At 38.1% G+C, this 15,826-nt stretch carries 21 protein-coding genes; 11 read left to right on the forward strand and 10 right to left on the reverse strand.

What is annotated here, in order from left to right; genetic code table 11:
* Nucleotides 1-7: 7 nt before the first annotated feature.
* The 3 genes from lgb_RS03165 to lgb_RS03175 are packed head-to-tail and all read right to left on the reverse strand — an operon-like array spanning nt 8 to nt 3,153.
* Nucleotides 8-805: a TPM domain-containing protein gene (locus tag lgb_RS03165; protein ID WP_019293729.1), complete on the reverse strand. Its 798-nt coding sequence runs from the start codon at nt 803-805 to the stop codon at nt 8-10.
* Nucleotides 802-1,902, reverse strand: coding sequence for a Rieske (2Fe-2S) protein (locus lgb_RS03170; RefSeq protein WP_019293728.1), 1,101 nt, complete (start codon nt 1,900-1,902; stop codon nt 802-804). The genes lgb_RS03165 and lgb_RS03170 overlap by 4 nt, the downstream gene beginning before the upstream one ends.
* 21 nt (nt 1,903-1,923) lie before the next feature.
* Nucleotides 1,924-3,153, reverse strand: a complete 1,230-nt coding sequence (locus tag lgb_RS03175; RefSeq protein WP_019293727.1) for an SPFH domain-containing protein — start codon at nt 3,151-3,153, stop codon at nt 1,924-1,926.
* Between the two features lie 431 nt (nt 3,154-3,584).
* On the opposite strand from lgb_RS03175, the gene lgb_RS03180 reads away from it, so the two are divergent.
* Genes lgb_RS03180 through pyrF form a run of 3 tightly spaced genes read left to right on the forward strand, consistent with a single transcriptional unit; the run spans nt 3,585 to nt 6,017 of the window.
* Nucleotides 3,585-4,370 (forward strand): dihydroorotate dehydrogenase electron transfer subunit, encoded by a 786-nt coding sequence (locus tag lgb_RS03180; RefSeq protein ID WP_019293726.1) that lies wholly within the window; start codon nt 3,585-3,587, stop codon nt 4,368-4,370.
* Nucleotides 4,370-5,305 carry a dihydroorotate dehydrogenase gene (locus lgb_RS03185; protein WP_019291648.1) on the forward strand — a complete coding sequence of 312 codons (936 nt, stop codon included), beginning with the start codon at nt 4,370-4,372 and terminating at the stop codon, nt 5,303-5,305. The genes lgb_RS03180 and lgb_RS03185 overlap by 1 nt, the downstream gene beginning before the upstream one ends.
* Nucleotides 5,298-6,017, forward strand: coding sequence for an orotidine-5'-phosphate decarboxylase (gene pyrF / locus lgb_RS03190; protein ID WP_019291647.1), 720 nt, complete (start codon nt 5,298-5,300; stop codon nt 6,015-6,017). The genes lgb_RS03185 and pyrF overlap by 8 nt, the downstream gene beginning before the upstream one ends.
* Nucleotides 6,018-6,049: 32 nt before the next feature.
* Here pyrF and rsmG read toward each other — a convergent pair whose 3' ends face one another.
* The 6 genes from rsmG to lgb_RS03220 form a co-directional block, all read right to left on the reverse strand.
* Entirely contained in the window at nt 6,050-6,763 is a 714-nt protein-coding gene (gene rsmG / locus lgb_RS03195; protein WP_019293725.1) for a 16S rRNA (guanine(527)-N(7))-methyltransferase RsmG, read from the reverse strand.
* The gene (locus lgb_RS03200; RefSeq protein ID WP_019291645.1) at nt 6,763-7,722 is read right to left on the reverse strand and encodes a polyprenyl synthetase family protein; all 960 of its coding nucleotides are present in this window, start codon (nt 7,720-7,722) and stop codon (nt 6,763-6,765) included. The genes rsmG and lgb_RS03200 overlap by 1 nt, the downstream gene beginning before the upstream one ends.
* Nucleotides 7,713-8,243, reverse strand: coding sequence for a Gx transporter family protein (locus lgb_RS03205; RefSeq protein WP_019293724.1), 531 nt, complete (start codon nt 8,241-8,243; stop codon nt 7,713-7,715). The genes lgb_RS03200 and lgb_RS03205 overlap by 10 nt, the downstream gene beginning before the upstream one ends.
* The gene (locus tag lgb_RS03210) at nt 8,240-8,635 is read right to left on the reverse strand and encodes a NusG domain II-containing protein (protein WP_004258398.1); all 396 of its coding nucleotides are present in this window, start codon (nt 8,633-8,635) and stop codon (nt 8,240-8,242) included. The genes lgb_RS03205 and lgb_RS03210 overlap by 4 nt, the downstream gene beginning before the upstream one ends.
* Nucleotides 8,636-8,737: 102 nt before the next feature.
* A complete protein-coding gene (gene galU / locus lgb_RS03215) occupies nt 8,738-9,664 on the reverse strand; it encodes a UTP--glucose-1-phosphate uridylyltransferase GalU (RefSeq protein WP_019291643.1) in 927 nt (308 codons plus the stop codon).
* Nucleotides 9,665-9,687: 23 nt separating this feature from the next.
* Entirely contained in the window at nt 9,688-10,707 is a 1,020-nt protein-coding gene (locus tag lgb_RS03220) for an NAD(P)H-dependent glycerol-3-phosphate dehydrogenase (RefSeq protein WP_019293723.1), read from the reverse strand.
* A gap of 219 nt (nt 10,708-10,926) precedes the next feature.
* Between lgb_RS03220 and lgb_RS03225 the strand changes: the two genes are divergently transcribed.
* Genes lgb_RS03225 through lgb_RS03240 form a run of 4 tightly spaced genes read left to right on the forward strand, consistent with a single transcriptional unit; the run spans nt 10,927 to nt 12,794 of the window.
* Nucleotides 10,927-11,409: a nucleoside deaminase gene (locus lgb_RS03225; RefSeq protein WP_019293722.1), complete on the forward strand. Its 483-nt coding sequence runs from the start codon at nt 10,927-10,929 to the stop codon at nt 11,407-11,409.
* A 19-nt stretch (nt 11,410-11,428) separates the two neighbouring features.
* Nucleotides 11,429-11,926: a GNAT family N-acetyltransferase gene (locus lgb_RS03230; RefSeq protein ID WP_086582126.1), complete on the forward strand. Its 498-nt coding sequence runs from the start codon at nt 11,429-11,431 to the stop codon at nt 11,924-11,926.
* 13 nt (nt 11,927-11,939) lie between these two features.
* Complete coding sequence (locus tag lgb_RS03235; protein ID WP_019293720.1) at nt 11,940-12,428, forward strand: GNAT family N-acetyltransferase; 489 nt, start codon at nt 11,940-11,942, stop codon at nt 12,426-12,428.
* Between the two features lie 30 nt (nt 12,429-12,458).
* Nucleotides 12,459-12,794 (forward strand): potassium channel family protein, encoded by a 336-nt coding sequence (locus lgb_RS03240; RefSeq protein ID WP_019293719.1) that lies wholly within the window; start codon nt 12,459-12,461, stop codon nt 12,792-12,794.
* A 62-nt stretch (nt 12,795-12,856) separates the two neighbouring features.
* On the opposite strand, the gene lgb_RS03245 is transcribed toward lgb_RS03240, so the two are convergent.
* The gene (locus lgb_RS03245) at nt 12,857-14,050 is read right to left on the reverse strand and encodes an SAM-dependent methyltransferase (protein ID WP_019293718.1); all 1,194 of its coding nucleotides are present in this window, start codon (nt 14,048-14,050) and stop codon (nt 12,857-12,859) included.
* A gap of 267 nt (nt 14,051-14,317) precedes the next feature.
* Here lgb_RS03245 and lgb_RS03250 point away from each other — a divergent pair, with 267 nt between their 5' ends.
* The 4 genes from lgb_RS03250 (at nt 14,318) to lgb_RS03265 (ending at nt 15,794) form a co-directional block, all read left to right on the forward strand.
* Nucleotides 14,318-14,602, forward strand: a complete 285-nt coding sequence (locus tag lgb_RS03250) for a DUF1294 domain-containing protein (protein ID WP_029343287.1) — start codon at nt 14,318-14,320, stop codon at nt 14,600-14,602.
* A gap of 32 nt (nt 14,603-14,634) precedes the next feature.
* Nucleotides 14,635-14,934 carry a bacteriocin immunity family protein gene (locus lgb_RS03255; RefSeq protein ID WP_019293716.1) on the forward strand — a complete coding sequence of 100 codons (300 nt, stop codon included), beginning with the start codon at nt 14,635-14,637 and terminating at the stop codon, nt 14,932-14,934.
* A 47-nt stretch (nt 14,935-14,981) separates the two neighbouring features.
* The gene (locus tag lgb_RS03260; RefSeq protein WP_019293715.1) at nt 14,982-15,350 is read left to right on the forward strand and encodes a TIGR02328 family protein; all 369 of its coding nucleotides are present in this window, start codon (nt 14,982-14,984) and stop codon (nt 15,348-15,350) included.
* Between the two features lie 159 nt (nt 15,351-15,509).
* Complete coding sequence (locus lgb_RS03265; protein ID WP_019291633.1) at nt 15,510-15,794, forward strand: hypothetical protein; 285 nt, start codon at nt 15,510-15,512, stop codon at nt 15,792-15,794.
* The last annotated feature ends 32 nt before the right edge of the window (nt 15,795-15,826 follow it).

The following is a 15,826-nucleotide window of genomic DNA, read 5'->3' on the forward strand; positions in this document are numbered from 1 at the left end:
TGTTTTATTAAAAACTCCGTCCACCGCCAGAACCTCCGCCACCAGAGAAGCCGCCTCCACTAGAGTTATTATTTCTAGGAATACGGCGAGTAGTAATGAAGGAGTTGACCAACGTATCGCTTTGTTTGGATAAGTTTAATTTTCCATTCTCTTGATAACCATAATTCCAGTGTGCGCCCATCTTTAATTGATAGCGAGAGACCAGAACAATAACAAAGGCACCAGCGGATATGAGTGCAAGAATAACTGCAATTAGAATATAAGCAGGACGGAAGGAACGATGAAAAGTAACGGCTCCCGTTTGCGGGTCAACCGTATATTTTCGTCCGCCAGGTATCCCCTGTTCATAATAATGCGTCACTTGTGCATAAAAACTCTCTATGGCTTGTGGATAATTCCCATCGGACAATTGAGGTTGCACAACATCTAAAATCGACTCAATCCGAGAAGAGGTAATGTAATACTTCAAGTTTCCTGTTGCCCAGATATAAAGTTTCCGCTGTGACATATTAATCACCAAGACAATACCATTGTTCCCTTGCCCGACTTTTTGTGCTAAATAATTGACTGCTAACTCTTTGGGCGATTCAGTATCGTCCATGGTTGTAACTACAAAAACTCCAGCTTTGGTCTGGTTTGCAAGCAGTTGAGCTTCTTGCTCAAGGGATTGTGTTGAGTCACTCAAAAGAGCAGCCTGATCGTCAATACCTACCTGCTGTGCAGAAGTATCTTTAGCAAAAGCAAACAATGTACAGAGTGTAATTACTGTAAAAAATAGTGTTAAAAGTATTCGTTTCTTTTTCATGAGACAAACCACCCCACAGTTACGCCAAGTATGAGTACAGTGATGAAAATAAGAAGTGCCACCAGAGCGACTTTCATTTTATCCACAGGAAGGATACCAGCGGTTTTACCTGTTTGCCCATTCATTGCATAATAGAAAAGTTTATCACTATTTTTTTGACGATAAGTCACGAGCCAGAGTGGTAAAAGCACATAATCACTTTCCAAATTTTTAATGCTTTGTTGAGAGTGAACACTGGTTACAGCAGTGTAGCCTTGAATTGTGTCGCGCATGAGCGCTTCGGAATACTGACGTAATTCGCTATCTACGCGTTCCTTGATTTCTGCATACTCAATATCTCTTTTTTCAGTTAAAAAACCGGAGAGATACTGATTTTTAAAAGATACCGCTTTGGATAAATCGAAAGGTTGGACCGCACCAACCATTTTTTCAGGTTCATTTTTTTTCAAGGCATTTTTAACTAAATCTTGAAAAGAACTGTTCCCTTCTCGGATAATTTGGTACTGCTTGGTTTCTGTGTATTCTAAATCTCCAACAATCCAGACCCGTATCCTATTGGCACGTGCTTGCAATTGTCCTTCTAAATCTGCACCAACAACCCAATAAGGAAAATAAACGCCTTGAAGTTGCTTGATTTGTTTTTTATCAAAGAAATCTTTTGGGACAAATCTCTTTTTCCCTACCCAGTCGAGGAAAGCTTTTTCAGCATCCTTCTGTTCAATCTGGAAAGGTAGAACTTTTTCTGGGAGAAATTTCCCAGAGAGACGTTCTGAAAGAACGACAGGATTGTGACAATAATAGCAGAAAGTAGAAGCAGTAGTTGCATCTGTCACAATTTCTGCACCACATGAAGGACAAACAAAGAGTCCAACCTGATCATCAATCGGTGTTTCTGCCTCATCAGTTTCTAAAGGAACATCTGGAATGCTTTCTTCTGGAATTCCCTTGTCTTTTTGTTTGGCTTCAAAGGCAGTAACTTCCTCTTCCGTAAAGGTAGATAAGCAGTACTGGCAATGAAACTTTTGACTTTTAGGATCAAATAAGAGGGGACCGCCACAATTAGGACAGAGATGGGTGAGAACCTTCGACTGGCTCATAATTTACCTCTTTTCTGATTTTTATAAAGGTTTAGCAACAAAAGGTTGTCCACATTCTGGACAGAATTTTGGAACACCATTAGCTAAATTAACGACTGCATTACAAGCTGAGCAAGCCATTTCGATCTTTAAGTTAGCTTGCACTTCAGGTTTTTTCTCACCACAGTTTGAACAGAATTTTCCTGCATTTTCTGTACCACAAGCTGAACAAGTCCACGTGTCTTCCGATTTTGTCGCTGCCTTTTCCTGTTGAGCCATTTGGGCTTGATTTGAGGTACTGGCCTGACCAAGCACATCTCCCGCTTGGTTCATTCCCATGCCCATTCCCATAAAGGCTTGCATGGCTCCACCAGTGTTGCTTCCAGCTGCTTCAATACCGCGCGCCACAGCGCCTTGCATATAGCCTTCACGTACACTTGGATCACCTAGCATTGCACCTTGGTTACGCATATTGATTAGTTTTTGGCTGTCATCTGTGTAACTGATTGAGCTTACAGCAACAGCGACCACTTCGATTCCACGAAGTTTGCGCCATTCTTCGTCAAGTGTATCTGCCATATATTTTGAAAGTTCAACAGATTTTGAAGGGAGGAAAGAAACGCGCTCACCTTGTGCTGAGTAGAGGTTGATTGACGTATTCAATGCTGTTAAAAATTCTTGGAGATATTGTTCATTGATATCTGAGATTTCAACTTGTGTTTGATTTTTTGGAATGGCATTAGCATAGAACAAGATAGGATCTGTAATTCTTAGCGAATATGTTCCATGTGTACGGAGAAAGAGTTCCGCATTATAGAAGTTATCAAAGTATTGTAAAGGCGTAGCTGTTCCAAACTTAATGCCTTTAATTTCTTGAAGATTAATATAGTAAACTTCTTGTTTTTGAGGTGTCACACCACCAAATTTAAAACGAAAGAAGGCTTCTTGAACAGATTCTTTAAGTCCACCGTTAAACATAGAAGGTGCAGTATCATTTTTGACCGTATAATAACCTTCTTCTGCGGTATAGTCAATGATTTTACCGCCGTCAACAAGGAGCATCATCATATTAGGATAGACATGCACGACAGATCCATCTGTAATGACATCAGAAGTTCCTTTACGATTGCTGCCACGTTTATCGTCCTTGCGCACCATAACACCTTTGGTCATAACAGTTTGATCGGACATATCTTCTGGTTCGATGACTTCAAGCCATTGATCGGCTAACGTTCCTCCGATGCTACTTGTCGCTGCTTTAATGATACCCATATTTTTCTCCTGTCTTTATTTAAATTACACGCTTTCATTATACCATATAAAGAAAGGATTTTTTTACAACTTGAGTAGGATTTATTGATTCTTGTAATTCCTCTTAATTTAAGTTATAATACTTTAAAACCTTTAACTTAGTCCAGAGAGGCTAGCAAGGATACGATAAATTATATCCCCTTTATTTCGCGTACTTTTAAGTATGAGAAAAGGATGATAGACGCTTTTGTACACCTGCAGCCTCTCTGCAGGTGTTTTTATTATCACTCTTTCTGCTTTAGCAGATTAGAATGATAATACGCAAGGAGCAAAGCGAGTTGTAAAGCATTAGTTATTATTTCTGCTTTAATATGCGGGTTCATTGTAGATAAAGAACTCTTGACCTGCAAAACGCTTTGGCTAATGGATTCGTTTTATAAAAAGGAGGAGCAATGAAGCTTCAAGAAGAGATGCTTATTGTCAGTCAGAAAGAAGTTGCTGAAGATATTTTTGAGTTGGTGTTGCAAGGCGATTTGGTAGATGATATGGAGATGGCAGGACAGTTTTTGCAATTAAAAGTTCCCAGTCAAGAATTACTTTTACGGCGGCCAATTTCGATTTCGAGTTGGAATAAGCAGGAAAAAACGTGTACATTACTCTATCGTCGAGGTGATAAAACCACGGGAACCCACCTTTTATCAAAAATGGTTGCAGGACAATCAGTGGATATTCTTGGTCCTTTAGGTAAAGGATTTCCAGTTGATGAAGTAACAGAAAATGATCAAGTCCTTATAGTAGGTGGAGGAATAGGTGTTCCTCCGCTGTACGAGTTAGCGAAGCAGCTTAGTAAAAAAGGCTGCAATATTACGGTTTTGCTCGGATTTGCACGTGCGGAAGTCAAGATTCTTGAAGAGCAGTTCGCGCAGCTCCCTAATATTGAGGTAAAAGTAGCTACAGATAATGGTTCTTATGGTTCTCGAGGACATGTTGGGCATTTATTCAATCAGCTTGAACAAGAGGTAGATGTGGTCTATGCTTGTGGTGCACCAATGATGTTAAAAACCGTAGCAACAAGGTTTGAAACTTTAGAGCGCTTGTATTTGTCAATGGAAGCACGTATGGCTTGTGGAATTGGTGCATGTTATGCTTGTGTTGTCCCAGATAAAAAAGACCCAGAACATGCTTTAAAAGTATGTCAAGACGGGCCGGTATTTAAAGGAAATGGAGTAGTAATATAATGAATCGACTTGCAGTGGAACTTCCTGGATTGAATCTAAAAAATCCAATTATGCCTGCTTCAGGCTGTTTCGGTTTTGGCGAGGACTATGCACGATATTATGATTTAAATCAACTGGGTTCCATAATGATTAAGGCCACAACTCTTAAACCACGTTATGGTAATCCAACGCCACGTGTTGCAGAAACAAGTGCCGGCATGCTTAATGCGATTGGTCTGCAAAATCCTGGTCTAGATGTAGTACTCTCAGATAAATTGCCTTGGCTGTATGAAAACTTTCCTGAGCTACCTATTATTGCTAACGTAGCCGGTTCTGAACTATATGATTATGTAGCTGTTTGCGATAAAATAGGGACAGCACCAAATGTTAAAGCTATTGAACTCAATATTTCTTGTCCTAATGTGAAGCATGGCGGGCAAGCATTTGGTACAGATCCGAAAGTTGCTTATGATTTGGTCAAGGCTTGTAAGGAGGTAGCGGATGTCCCACTTTATGTCAAGCTCTCGCCAAATGTGACGGATATCGTAGAAATCGCTCAGGCCGTAGAAGCAGCAGGAGCTGATGGGATTACGATGATTAATACTTTAATGGGAATGCGTTATGATCTGCAGACTCGTAAACCGATTTTAGCCAACATTACAGGTGGTCTCTCAGGGCCGGCGATTAAACCAGTAGCTTTAAAATTGGTTCACCAAGTGGCACAAGCAGTGGAATTACCGATTATCGGAATGGGCGGTGTAATGACTGCTCAAGATGTTCTTGAATTTTATCTGGCTGGTGCAAGTGCGGTTGCAGTAGGGACAGCAAACTTTTCCGATCCCTATGTGTGTCCGAAAATTATTAATGAACTTCCTGAACTTATGGATAAGTATGGGATTGAAAGTTTAGAAGAATTACGTAAAGAAGTAAAAAAGGAGAAAAAAGAAAATGCATGAATCAAGACCAATGGTAGCCCTTGACTTCCCCAGCTTACGCGACGTAAAAAATTTTTTACTGCGCTTTGATGATCACGAAAAACTCTATGTAAAAGTGGGAATGGAGCTCCTCTATCAAGAAGGACCGGTTGTTGTAGATTTCCTTAAATTTCAAGGTCATGATGTCTTCTTAGATTTGAAACTCCATGATATTCCAAATACAGTTGGCTCAGCCATGAAAGGTCTAGCCCGTTTAGGAATAGATATGATTAATGTTCATGCTGCTGGAGGGATTGAGATGATGCAGCAAGCTAAAGAAGGTTTGATAGCTGGAACACCTGCTGGAGAAAAGGTTGCAGATTTGATTGCTGTCACTCAGCTGACTTCCACTAGCCAAGAAAGTATGCACCATGATCAAATGATTATGACAAGTTTGGAAGAATCAGTTCTACACTATGCTAAATGCACAGATGAGGCTGGTTTAGATGGTGTTGTATGTTCAGCTCATGAGGTTCAAAAGATTAAAAGTGTCACACGTCCAGATTTCATCTGTTTGACACCAGGTATTCGTCCTGCAGGCACAGCCAAGGGAGATCAAAAACGAGTGATGACACCAGAAGAAGCACGCAATATCGGATCGGATTATATTGTTGTTGGCCGTCCAATTACGCGTGCTGAAAATCCAATTCAAGCCTATCAAACTATTAAAAATGAATGGAATGGGCGTGCATAATAAAGAAAAAGCTCTGAATGAACCAGAGCTTTTTAAAGTGGCTTTTTATTGGGCGTTCCCGCTTTTCGTGGGTACTTTTTCGGCGTTTCTTTTTTCTTTTCGATAATAGCAATGTGTCGCTCATCACCATTTGGAAGTTGATAATCAATCTGTTCGATAAATTTACTTCCTAAGACGGCAATTGCATGTTTAGCATCCGAAAGTTCTTCATCAAATTTAGCCGCTTTGAGTGACAAGAGCTGGCCATTTTTCTTAAGAAAAGGAATAGTGAGTTCAGAGAGTACACTGAGACGCGCAACTGCGCGTGCTGTAACAATATCAAATTGAGCGCGGTAGAGAGGATTTTGTCCAAAATCCTCAGCGCGACCGTGCAATAAAGTCACTTTCTCTAAGTGCAACTCTTTTGATAAAAGAGACAAGAAGTTGATGCGCTTGTTAAGCGAATCAATAATAGTTACTTGTAGCTCTGGGAAAATAATCTTCATTGGTAAACTAGGAAAGCCTGCCCCGGCACCAATATCAAGGATTTTTAAGGGTTTATTTTGAATGAGCTTATAGAGAATCGGTGCAATTGAATCATAGAAATGCTTGAGAAAGACTTCTTTTTTCTCTGTAATTGCCGTAAGGTTAATTTTTTCATTCCACTCAACGAGAAGCTCAAAATAGCGTTCAAATTGTTCTTTTTGTTGATCATTTAAGAAAAGGTCAAAAGTTTCAAGTTGCGCATAAAATTCTTCAGGGTTCATTATAAATTCCGTTCCAAAAGTTTTCTTGTAACACTGCTAATGTTATCACGTGTTTGGCCCTCAGGGAGTTTATTAATTAGATTGAGAGCTTGATTAGTATAATATTGGGCCAACTCTTTAGTTTTAGTCAGCGCTCCAGAGCTTTGAATGAAGCTGTAAACTTCTTCAAATTGTTCTTTTTGAATCAAAGATTTCACATGACGATGATCGATTTCTAAAGCAAAAAGAACGGGTGCAGAAAAGATACCTTGCTTGATGTCTTCATGTACAGGTTTTCCCAGGGTTTGACTGTCGCTAGCATAATCAAGATAGTCATCCATAATTTGGAAGGCAATTCCAATGTCCATCCCAATATTATAGGAGAGTTCAGATAAGTGAACATCTTGCATAATTAAAGGAGCGATTGAGGATGACATAGCAAAAAGTTCGCCAGTTTTTCCAGAAATATTTTGAATATAATCATCGAGCGTTTGCTCAAAATCAAAATGTTTGTTGAGTTGTCCAAGTTCTCCGCCTAAAAGGCGTTCAATAGATCCGATGTTTTTTGTTAAATTTGGCAAATCAAAAGAATATTTTGACAAAAGTTTAAAAACAGCTACAAAGAGATAATCGCCAGCATAAACAGCAATTGACGGATCGTATTTTTTCGAGAGAGTCTCGACACCGCGACGTGTATCTGCTTGGTCAACAATATCGTCGTGAATAAGCGTTGCAGTGTGCAGCATTTCGACGCTTGCAGCAAGTGCGATTTTACTTTTATTATCCATAGCAGTAAAATCAGCAAACATTAATAAATAAGCCGGACGTAGCATTTTTCCACCTGCATCAAACAGGTCAAAAATGGCTGACTTGATTTCTTTATTTTTGATGCCAACCTGTTGCTTCATCAGCTTTTGAACTTTGACTAAGGAAGATTCTAATTTTGGATATTCTGACCAAATTGTATTTTTTACGTCCATTTTTTACTTTCTTTAATAAATAATAACTGTATTGGTGCTACACGCTGAATGAGTTGGTTGCCACCAACACCGATGGCAAAACCAGCGAGCATACCGAAAAAAGAGAGCCATGGTAAATAAAGCATTACGGAGCTTGTACCTGTAATAAGCGAAGCAACAAGCAGTTGTCCGAGATTATGAAAGAAGCCTCCGACAACAGAAATACCAATGAGAGAGACCCATTTGGGTCCTAGTTGCTTCATGAGGTACATGGCTAAGAGGCTTAAAATAGCTCCTGCCGCAGAGTAGATAACCACAGAAACACCTGTGAATAAGGCAGTAATTAGCAAGCGCAAGACTTGCATTGTCCAAACTTTTCGCCAATCTAAGGTGAAAATGGCAATAATCATTACCAGATTAGCTAGGCCAATTTTGGCTCCCGGAGCAAAAGCGAAGAAGGAGGGAATCCAGCTTTCAAAAATGCCCATAACAACAGCTACTGCAGTGAGAAGTGCTATATAAATATTTTCTTTTACATTCATCCGCTATAATCCACTCCAGATTCTGATTGATCTCCAATGATTTGAATGACTAAATCATGAGGTAAACAAACGATAGTATCGTTAACTTTTGAAATAAAGCCACGCTGCACATCAATTTGATCGCGACAAGAAGCCTTAACAACAGCAATCGCTCCATCCTTTACCTCTATTTCATTGTAATCCCCATCCTCAGAGCGATAAGTCCAGCGCTGATTTTTGCTTAAATCAAATGTTTTAATCACTTTCCCTTGCACACGTAATTGGGCCTTTGTCCCAGAGCTATTGTGAGGCAGGAGAAAAAAAACAGAAAAAGAAGCACAAAATAAGGCAAGAATAATGATAATATCCAGAGCTTTAATCTTGATTTCTTTGAAAAATTTCATCCCCTCCATGATAGCATAATTTAGGCAAAATAAGAAGTTCGGAATGATTTGTTCTTACAAGGAAAAAGGGGATAAGAAGAGCTGCCCAAGCAAACGCTGGACAGCCTTGAATTATTTTTCAGTTTTGCTTTCAGATTTTAAAAGTTCTTCTGCTTTAGCGATGATGTAATCATGTAATTCATCCTTGATTTGTGGATGATTGAGACCATATTCGATAGTTGTTTCAACGAAACCAAATTTATCGCCGACATCATAGCGTTTGCCAGTGAACTCGTGTGCAAAAACGCGTTGTGTTTTATTTAAAGTTTCAATCGCATCTGTCAATTGGATTTCGTTACCTGCACCAGGTTTTTGTTTTTCTAAAACTTGGAAAATTTCTGGAGTTAAAAGGTAGCGGCCGATGATAGCCAAATCAGAAGGAGCATCCTCAACAGCAGGTTTTTCGACGAATTCTGCAACATTGTAAAGACCTTTAGAAACTTCACCTTCTGGAGCAATAACACCATATTTGTCCACATCGTCATGTGGAACTTTCATTACAGCGATTGTTGAAGCGTGTGTTTTCTCATAGTCAGAAATTAATTCTTTTGTGAGTGGTGTACCATCCCCCATGATGTTCATAAGATCGTCACCAAGCATAACAACAAATGGTTCATCGCCAACAAAGGCTTTTGCTTGAAGAACTGCATGTCCAAGCCCCATTGGGTGGCTTTGACGTATAAAGTGAAGATTGATATCTGTTGTTTCTTCAACTAATTTTAAAAGCTCTGTTTTACCTTTTTCTTTAAGGTTTTGTTCCAACTCAATGTTTGAGTCAAAGTGGTCTTCAATAGGACGTTTAGCTTTACCTGTAACGATTAAGATATCTTCAATTCCTGATTTTAAGGCTTCTTCAACGATAAATTGAATCGTTGGTTTATCAACGATAGGTAACATTTCTTTGGCAAGGGCTTTAGTAGCAGGCAAGAAACGTGTACCCAGACCGGCTGCGGGAATAATTGCTTTTCTTACTTTTTGTTTTGGGTTTGTTTTAATCATTTTAAAAATTAGCTCCTTTTGATTTAGATACTGAATTCGTTTTCGGTACGTGTTTCACGGCGCATAATGTCTAAGATGCCTTCACGGGCATCCATATTTTCATAAAGCACCTTGTAGATTGTCTCAGTGATGGGCATATCGATATGCATACTTTGTGCGAGTTCGTAAGCGGCTTTGGTTGTTGAAACACCTTCGATAACCATTCCCATATTTGCTTCGATATCCGCAAGCTTCTCACCTCGACCGAGAGCATCACCTGCTCGCCAATTGCGTGAGTGAATCGATGTACCCGTAACAATCAAGTCACCTACACCAGACAAGCCGCTATAAGTAAGTGGTTGAGCGCCCATAGCAACACCTAAACGGGTAATTTCTGCTAAGCCACGCGTGATAATTGCTGCTTTAGCATTATCACCAAAACCAAGACCATGTAAAGCCCCAGCACCGACTGCAATAATATTTTTCAAAGCACCCGCTGTTTCTACACCAATAACATCCGTATTGGTATAGAGTCGGAAATAATCGTTAGAAAAAATTTCTTGGGCATATTTAGCCGTCTCTAAATCATTTGAAGCAGCAGAGATTAAGGTAATATCACGTCGAATTGTTTCTTCGGCATGCGAAGGACCAGAAACCACAACAATTTCGCTTCGGTATTCTTCTGGAATCTCTTCTTCGAGTATTGAAGAAATACGTTCATGGGTCCCTTGTTCGAGCCCCTTAGATGCATGCATAACTGTCACTTTATGTTTAAGAACTTTTGCGACTTGTTGAGCAACCAAACGTGTGACTTTTGTTGGAACAACGAAAAGAATAGCATCAATATCAGACAAGGCAAATTCGAGATCGGTATAAGCAGAAATTTTCTGATTTAAAGTGATCCCTTTGAAGTAACGTTCGTTGGTATGCTTTTCATTAATTTCAGCAATTTGGTCAACATTGTTTCCCCAAATACGAACTTCATGTCCATTGTCATTAAGAACTTGAGAAAGAGCAGTTCCCCATGATCCAGGGCCGAGCACGGCAATTTTTTGTGGATTCATATTTTTTCCTTTACTAATTTATCCTAGCTTATAAAAGCCCAATACATCCTCATTTTACCATAATCTATATTAAAATTCACTGAAAACCCAAGTGAGAAAATAAAACAAAAAAGAAATTTTGCTTAAAAGATGTCAATAATACAGTAAACGCTTTTATTTACAGCGGGTTCATTGTATAATAAAGTCTAACTATTTTATTATGGAATAAGGAAGGTGAATATGCAAAGACAAAAACATATTGCGCTTTTGGAACGCTGTGTGGAGATTTCCCAAAATGCTCGCAATCATGGGAATACTCCTTTTGGTGCACTTTTGACAGATAGCAAGGGAAATATTCTCCTAGAACAAGAAAATATTGAAATTACAGAACAGATTTGTACGGGACATGCAGAAACCAGTTTGGCTGCAAAAGCTTCCAAGCTTTATTCTAAAGAATTTTTGTGGCAATGTAAACTTTATACTACAGCAGAACCTTGTGCAATGTGTACCGGAGCTATTTATTGGGGGAATATTGGAACTATCGTTTATGCTCTAACTGAAAAACGTTTGTTAGAATTAACAGGAGACAATGAACAAAATCCCACTTTTGATTTGCCTGCGCAACAGATTATTGATCGCGGACAAAAGCTCATACGGATTATCGGACCCTTTCCAGAAGTAGAGGAAAAAGCTAGAAAAGTTCATGAAGGATATTGGAAATGAAAAGCAAGGAGATTCTAAAATGAAAATCAGAGCACTAGAAAGAACAGACTTAAAAAATATTCATATCATCAACAATGAAGCTAAAACTATGCATTTATGGTTTCAAGAACCTTACGAATCCTTAGATGAATTAACGGCTCTATATGATAAGCACATTCATAGTATGGATGAACGTCGTTTTGTTGTAGATGTGGATGGTGCATTTGCGGGCATAGTAGAATTGATGGAAATCAACTTCATCCATCGTAGTTGTGAAATACAGCTTATCATTACAGAAGAGTATTCTGGTCGAGGCTTGGCACAAGAAGCATTTCACCAAGCCTTAGAATATGCTTTTAAAGTATTAAACATGCATAAAGTTTATCTTTGGGTTGATGTTGATAATGCTCCTGCTGTTCATATCTATGAAAAAGTTGGGTTCAAAATTGAAGGAACAATGAAAGAACATTTCTTTGCAGCTGGAAGTTACCACGACAGTCATTTTATGGGGCTTTTGAAAAAAGATTATTTAAAATAAAAAGGAGAAGAAGATGACAAGAATTCGTCCGGCACATTATTCTGATTTAGAAGAAATAGCACATATTAACGTAGACAATTGGCAAACGACATATGAAAGCATCTTGCCTCCTACTTATTTAGAAAGTTTAGAATATGATACATTTCAGAAAAATTGGGAGCATTTTCTTGCAAAACCCTCACAATATATTCTCGTCAAAGAGTTAGAAAATAACGTTGCAGGTTTCATTGCTTACTCAGAAAGTAGCGACCAGAGAGGTAACTTGTACATTGATTCCCTTCACATCTCCCAGAAGTTTCAAAGAAAAGGGGTGGGGACTCAGTTATTGTCACATGTGTTGCAGCAAGCAAAAGAAGCCCAAATGACGGTTACCATTGCAATTCTTAAAAATAATGAAAATGCAAGAAGCCTTTATACAAAGTTAGGTGCAGTACATTTTAAAGATTTTTCGGATAAGTTTGGGGATGTTACTACAGAGTCAGAACTTCTTATTTGGAAATAAGCTTATAATAAATTTAGAAAGAAGGTTTCTGTGCTATCCTTACTAATTGCGACCAAAAAATTATTCACTTCCTTTAGTTTTATCTTAAAAAAGGACGATACAAAAGCTTTGTTTTTCTTAATGGCAACAACCTTGATGAGTGGAACTATCTTTTATTCAACAGTAGAAAAATTTAGTATTCTTGATGCCTTGTATTTAAGTTTTATGACCTTAACAACGATAGGATACGGTGACTTATATCCGATAACTACAACAGGTAAAATATTTACAATGATCTATGCTACGGTTGGTTTAGGTATCATGGCTATGTTCATCTCTGTTATTGCCAAGGCCTTTATATATTCCAAACAAAAGCACAAAGAATAAATGTGCAAAAAAAAATCAGTTGTATTTGACAACTGTTTTTTTCTTTTAATATTCATAAACGTTTAATGATGTTGGAGCATATACTGACGAGTCATTGGAAGACCAACACCTGAAGGCCCTTTTGTTAAAAGATATTGAACCACATCAATGTTCCCTGATTCAAAACTAGCGGCACAAGCTTGAAGATAAAGCGTCCACATGCGAGCAAAGGGACGGCCCATTTCCTTTTCAACATCTACAAAAACTTTACTGTAGTTTTCGTTCCAGATTTCTAGTGTTTTTTGATAGTGACGACGTAAAGGTTCCAAATCATCAAGTTGTAATTTTGCAGTCATAATGTGTTCGACATTTTCAGCAATGTTTGGAATATAACCTCCTGGGAAGATATATTTTTCGATGAAGGGATCAACACCTGCTCCACGATGTTGACCAGTAATTCCATGGATAAGGGCACGAGAATTTGGTTTGAGATAATCATAAACCTTTTGGAAATACATTTCTAAATTTTCTTTACCCACATGCTCAAACATGCCCACAGAAGTTACATAATCAAAGGTTCCTTCATTTAGATCACGATAATCTGTAAGGAAGACTTTGACTTTATCCTCAAGTCCGAGTTTTTTTGCCTTATTTACGATATAGTTGTATTGTTCTTCAGAAAGAGTAACACCTACAGTTTCTAAGCCGTATTCTTGTGCAGCGGTAAAGAGCAATGTTCCCCAGCCACAACCAATATCTAATAAACGTCCGCCAGGTGTACTGTTGAGCTTGTCAAGGATATGATGTACTTTAGCGATTTGTGCTTGTTCCAGTGTCATATTCTCATTTTCAAAATAAGCACAAGAATAAGTCATCGTTGGGTCCAACCATTTTCTGTAAAAGTCGTTCCCAATGTCATAGTGCTGATGAATATCCTTTTTCGATTGCTTTTGGGAGTGATTGCCCAAGAGCTCAACAATGGATTTTCCGAAGCCTGATTGATTTGTTAAAAAGCTATCTGCTTTACGATAAGCGGAAGCGACAAGTTCTTGAATACTTCCTTCAATTTCGATTTCATCGTGCATGTAAGCTTCAGCAAGAACCAGAGTAGGCATGGATGCTAAATCGCTAAAAGCGAATTTTTTATTGAAAATGATGTGTACTTGAGCTTCACCATCGCCATATTTCTCTGTTTTGCCATCCCAGTAAGTTACTTTTACTGGAATATCAAAGGCAGAGGCGAGAGCTTTGTTTAATACTGTTTTTTCAAATACCAAGTTATTTCCCCTTTTCTAACTTTGCTATAGATAAAACTATACTCCGAGTTTTTTTGAATGTCAAATAGTTAAATTTTACAGATAAATGAGGTTAAGTGCTTCATTTATTTGATAGTCTGTTATGACTTCAAGCCCAGCAAGTGATATAATGAATAGCATAAAGATGAGTTAAATTGATAAAAAGTTTTAAATCACCCAATGAATGAAGCGACTAACCATTGGTATTTAAAACTTCTTAAAAATAAATTTAAAAACAGAAAGATAGCAATGACAACAACAGGACTTCTTATTTTAACAGCACTTATTATTTGGAACATTATTGTCTTTCTGTTTTATGCTATTGACAAATACAAGGCGCAGCATCATTTGTGGCGGATTCCAGAGAAGGTGCTTATTTCCCAGGCGATATTGGGCGGTGGTTTAGGCGCATTTCTAGGTGGAAAAATTTGTCGACATAAAACACAAAAAACATATTTTATCGTTTCATGGTATCTTGGCTTGGCTATTGATTTAATTTTAGTGGTTCTGATTTTTAAAACCTTGCTCAAATAAATCAAAACAGGCTTTTCAAAAGGAGTTCACTTATGAAAAATGTAAATTTATCCGCAAGTGAAGAACAGATTTTAAACGATATTTATCGATTAATATTGGATGAATCCTTGACGAGCCAAGAACGGGAAGTACTGACTAAGGCGAAAAACTTGATAGAAAGCGGTGACTATGTCCCGCAGATAGTGCAACGTATTCAAGTGAGCTTTACCTTGCTTGCCTTAAACGGAAAATTATCGCCAAATGCAAGAAAATTTAGTCAAAAAATTCCTGAAAGGCTTTATGAAATTTTGCCTTTTGGAAGTGTTCCGCTGGGGATAAATCGACCTTTATGATTGATCTAAAATAGGAGGAATAATAATCTGGAAAAAGGAGATGAGAGATGAGGTTATGGCACGAAGATTTAATAAAGCATCTTCCGCGGATGCAATTGCTTGGACAGCACAGAGAATGCTGTGCTTTGAGAGGGAGAGGCTGGGGCAAGCCACACGCGACTGTAAATTATGTTTTTGATTATTCACCCTATAAATTATTTCAATATCATCAACAAGTTATGGAGGAAATGAAGCGAAGAGGATACAAACCGGCTAAGGAATGGGAAAGTCCCTTGTACCGTGGTAACCATTGTTTAAATTATGAGTCACTGGAGACTATGTCTTTGACTGTTCCTATTTATCCAGAGCATAATGTAGATTATTTGATAGAATGCCTGGATAACTTAAAGGCTAAAAATGTGCTGATTGAACTCTAAATTATAAGGAGTTATATTATTAAAATTAAAAAAACAAGTGCAAAAATTTCAGTATCTATTCGCTCTCTTTTGATAATCCTAGTTGCTGCCCTATTGATTTATTTCAGCCCACTTTTATTAGTGTTGGGTTCTTTTGCATGTACGGATATAAGCGCCAAAATGTATAGCCAACAAAATATTACGGACATTATTAACGATCCACAGATGCGAGGCGCTAAGATTCAGCAGGATAAGGACAGTTCGAGTTTATCATGGGATGCCTTAAGCACTCCTATGATAAATATCAAAAATGCTTCTACCAAAGACCTAGAACGATTAGCAAAATCTGTTTATGGTAAAACAAATTATGACAGATGTGCCGTCAAAAAAATGAATCTTGACACTAAAGTAGAGTTTTATAAAGAAGATTCCCTTATTTATACTGTTAATTTTACAGGAAATTAGTGCTCACAGCCAAAAAGAAAAACAAGAAAGTC

It is taken from the genome of Lactococcus petauri (assembly GCF_023499275.1).
Taxonomy (GTDB): domain Bacteria; phylum Bacillota; class Bacilli; order Lactobacillales; family Streptococcaceae; genus Lactococcus; species Lactococcus petauri.

Excerpts from the sequence above, each read along its gene's own strand:
- lgb_RS03260 (WP_019293715.1), top strand. The coding sequence starts at position 14,982 with ATGAGGTTATGGCACGAAGATTTAATAAAGCATCTTCCGCGGATGCAA.
- galU (WP_019291643.1), bottom strand. The coding sequence starts at position 9,664 with ATGATTAAAACAAACCCAAAACAAAAAGTAAGAAAAGCAATTATTCCC.
- lgb_RS03235 (WP_019293720.1), top strand. The coding sequence starts at position 11,940 with ATGACAAGAATTCGTCCGGCACATTATTCTGATTTAGAAGAAATAGCA.
- lgb_RS03210 (WP_004258398.1), bottom strand. The coding sequence starts at position 8,635 with ATGGAGGGGATGAAATTTTTCAAAGAAATCAAGATTAAAGCTCTGGAT.
- lgb_RS03200 (WP_019291645.1), bottom strand. The coding sequence starts at position 7,722 with ATGGACGTAAAAAATACAATTTGGTCAGAATATCCAAAATTAGAATCT.
- lgb_RS03220 (WP_019293723.1), bottom strand. The coding sequence starts at position 10,707 with ATGAATCCACAAAAAATTGCCGTGCTCGGCCCTGGATCATGGGGAACT.
- lgb_RS03230 (WP_086582126.1), top strand. The coding sequence starts at position 11,429 with ATGAAAATCAGAGCACTAGAAAGAACAGACTTAAAAAATATTCATATC.
- lgb_RS03165 (WP_019293729.1), bottom strand. The coding sequence starts at position 805 with ATGAAAAAGAAACGAATACTTTTAACACTATTTTTTACAGTAATTACA.
- lgb_RS03255 (WP_019293716.1), top strand. The coding sequence starts at position 14,635 with ATGAAAAATGTAAATTTATCCGCAAGTGAAGAACAGATTTTAAACGAT.
- rsmG (WP_019293725.1), bottom strand. The coding sequence starts at position 6,763 with ATGAACCCTGAAGAATTTTATGCGCAACTTGAAACTTTTGACCTTTTC.
- lgb_RS03180 (WP_019293726.1), top strand. The coding sequence starts at position 3,585 with ATGAAGCTTCAAGAAGAGATGCTTATTGTCAGTCAGAAAGAAGTTGCT.
- lgb_RS03185 (WP_019291648.1), top strand. The coding sequence starts at position 4,370 with ATGAATCGACTTGCAGTGGAACTTCCTGGATTGAATCTAAAAAATCCA.
- lgb_RS03250 (WP_029343287.1), top strand. The coding sequence starts at position 14,318 with ATGACAACAACAGGACTTCTTATTTTAACAGCACTTATTATTTGGAAC.
- lgb_RS03225 (WP_019293722.1), top strand. The coding sequence starts at position 10,927 with ATGCAAAGACAAAAACATATTGCGCTTTTGGAACGCTGTGTGGAGATT.
- lgb_RS03265 (WP_019291633.1), top strand. The coding sequence starts at position 15,510 with ATGTATAGCCAACAAAATATTACGGACATTATTAACGATCCACAGATG.
- lgb_RS03170 (WP_019293728.1), bottom strand. The coding sequence starts at position 1,902 with ATGAGCCAGTCGAAGGTTCTCACCCATCTCTGTCCTAATTGTGGCGGT.
- pyrF (WP_019291647.1), top strand. The coding sequence starts at position 5,298 with ATGCATGAATCAAGACCAATGGTAGCCCTTGACTTCCCCAGCTTACGC.
- lgb_RS03175 (WP_019293727.1), bottom strand. The coding sequence starts at position 3,153 with ATGGGTATCATTAAAGCAGCGACAAGTAGCATCGGAGGAACGTTAGCC.
- lgb_RS03205 (WP_019293724.1), bottom strand. The coding sequence starts at position 8,243 with ATGAATGTAAAAGAAAATATTTATATAGCACTTCTCACTGCAGTAGCT.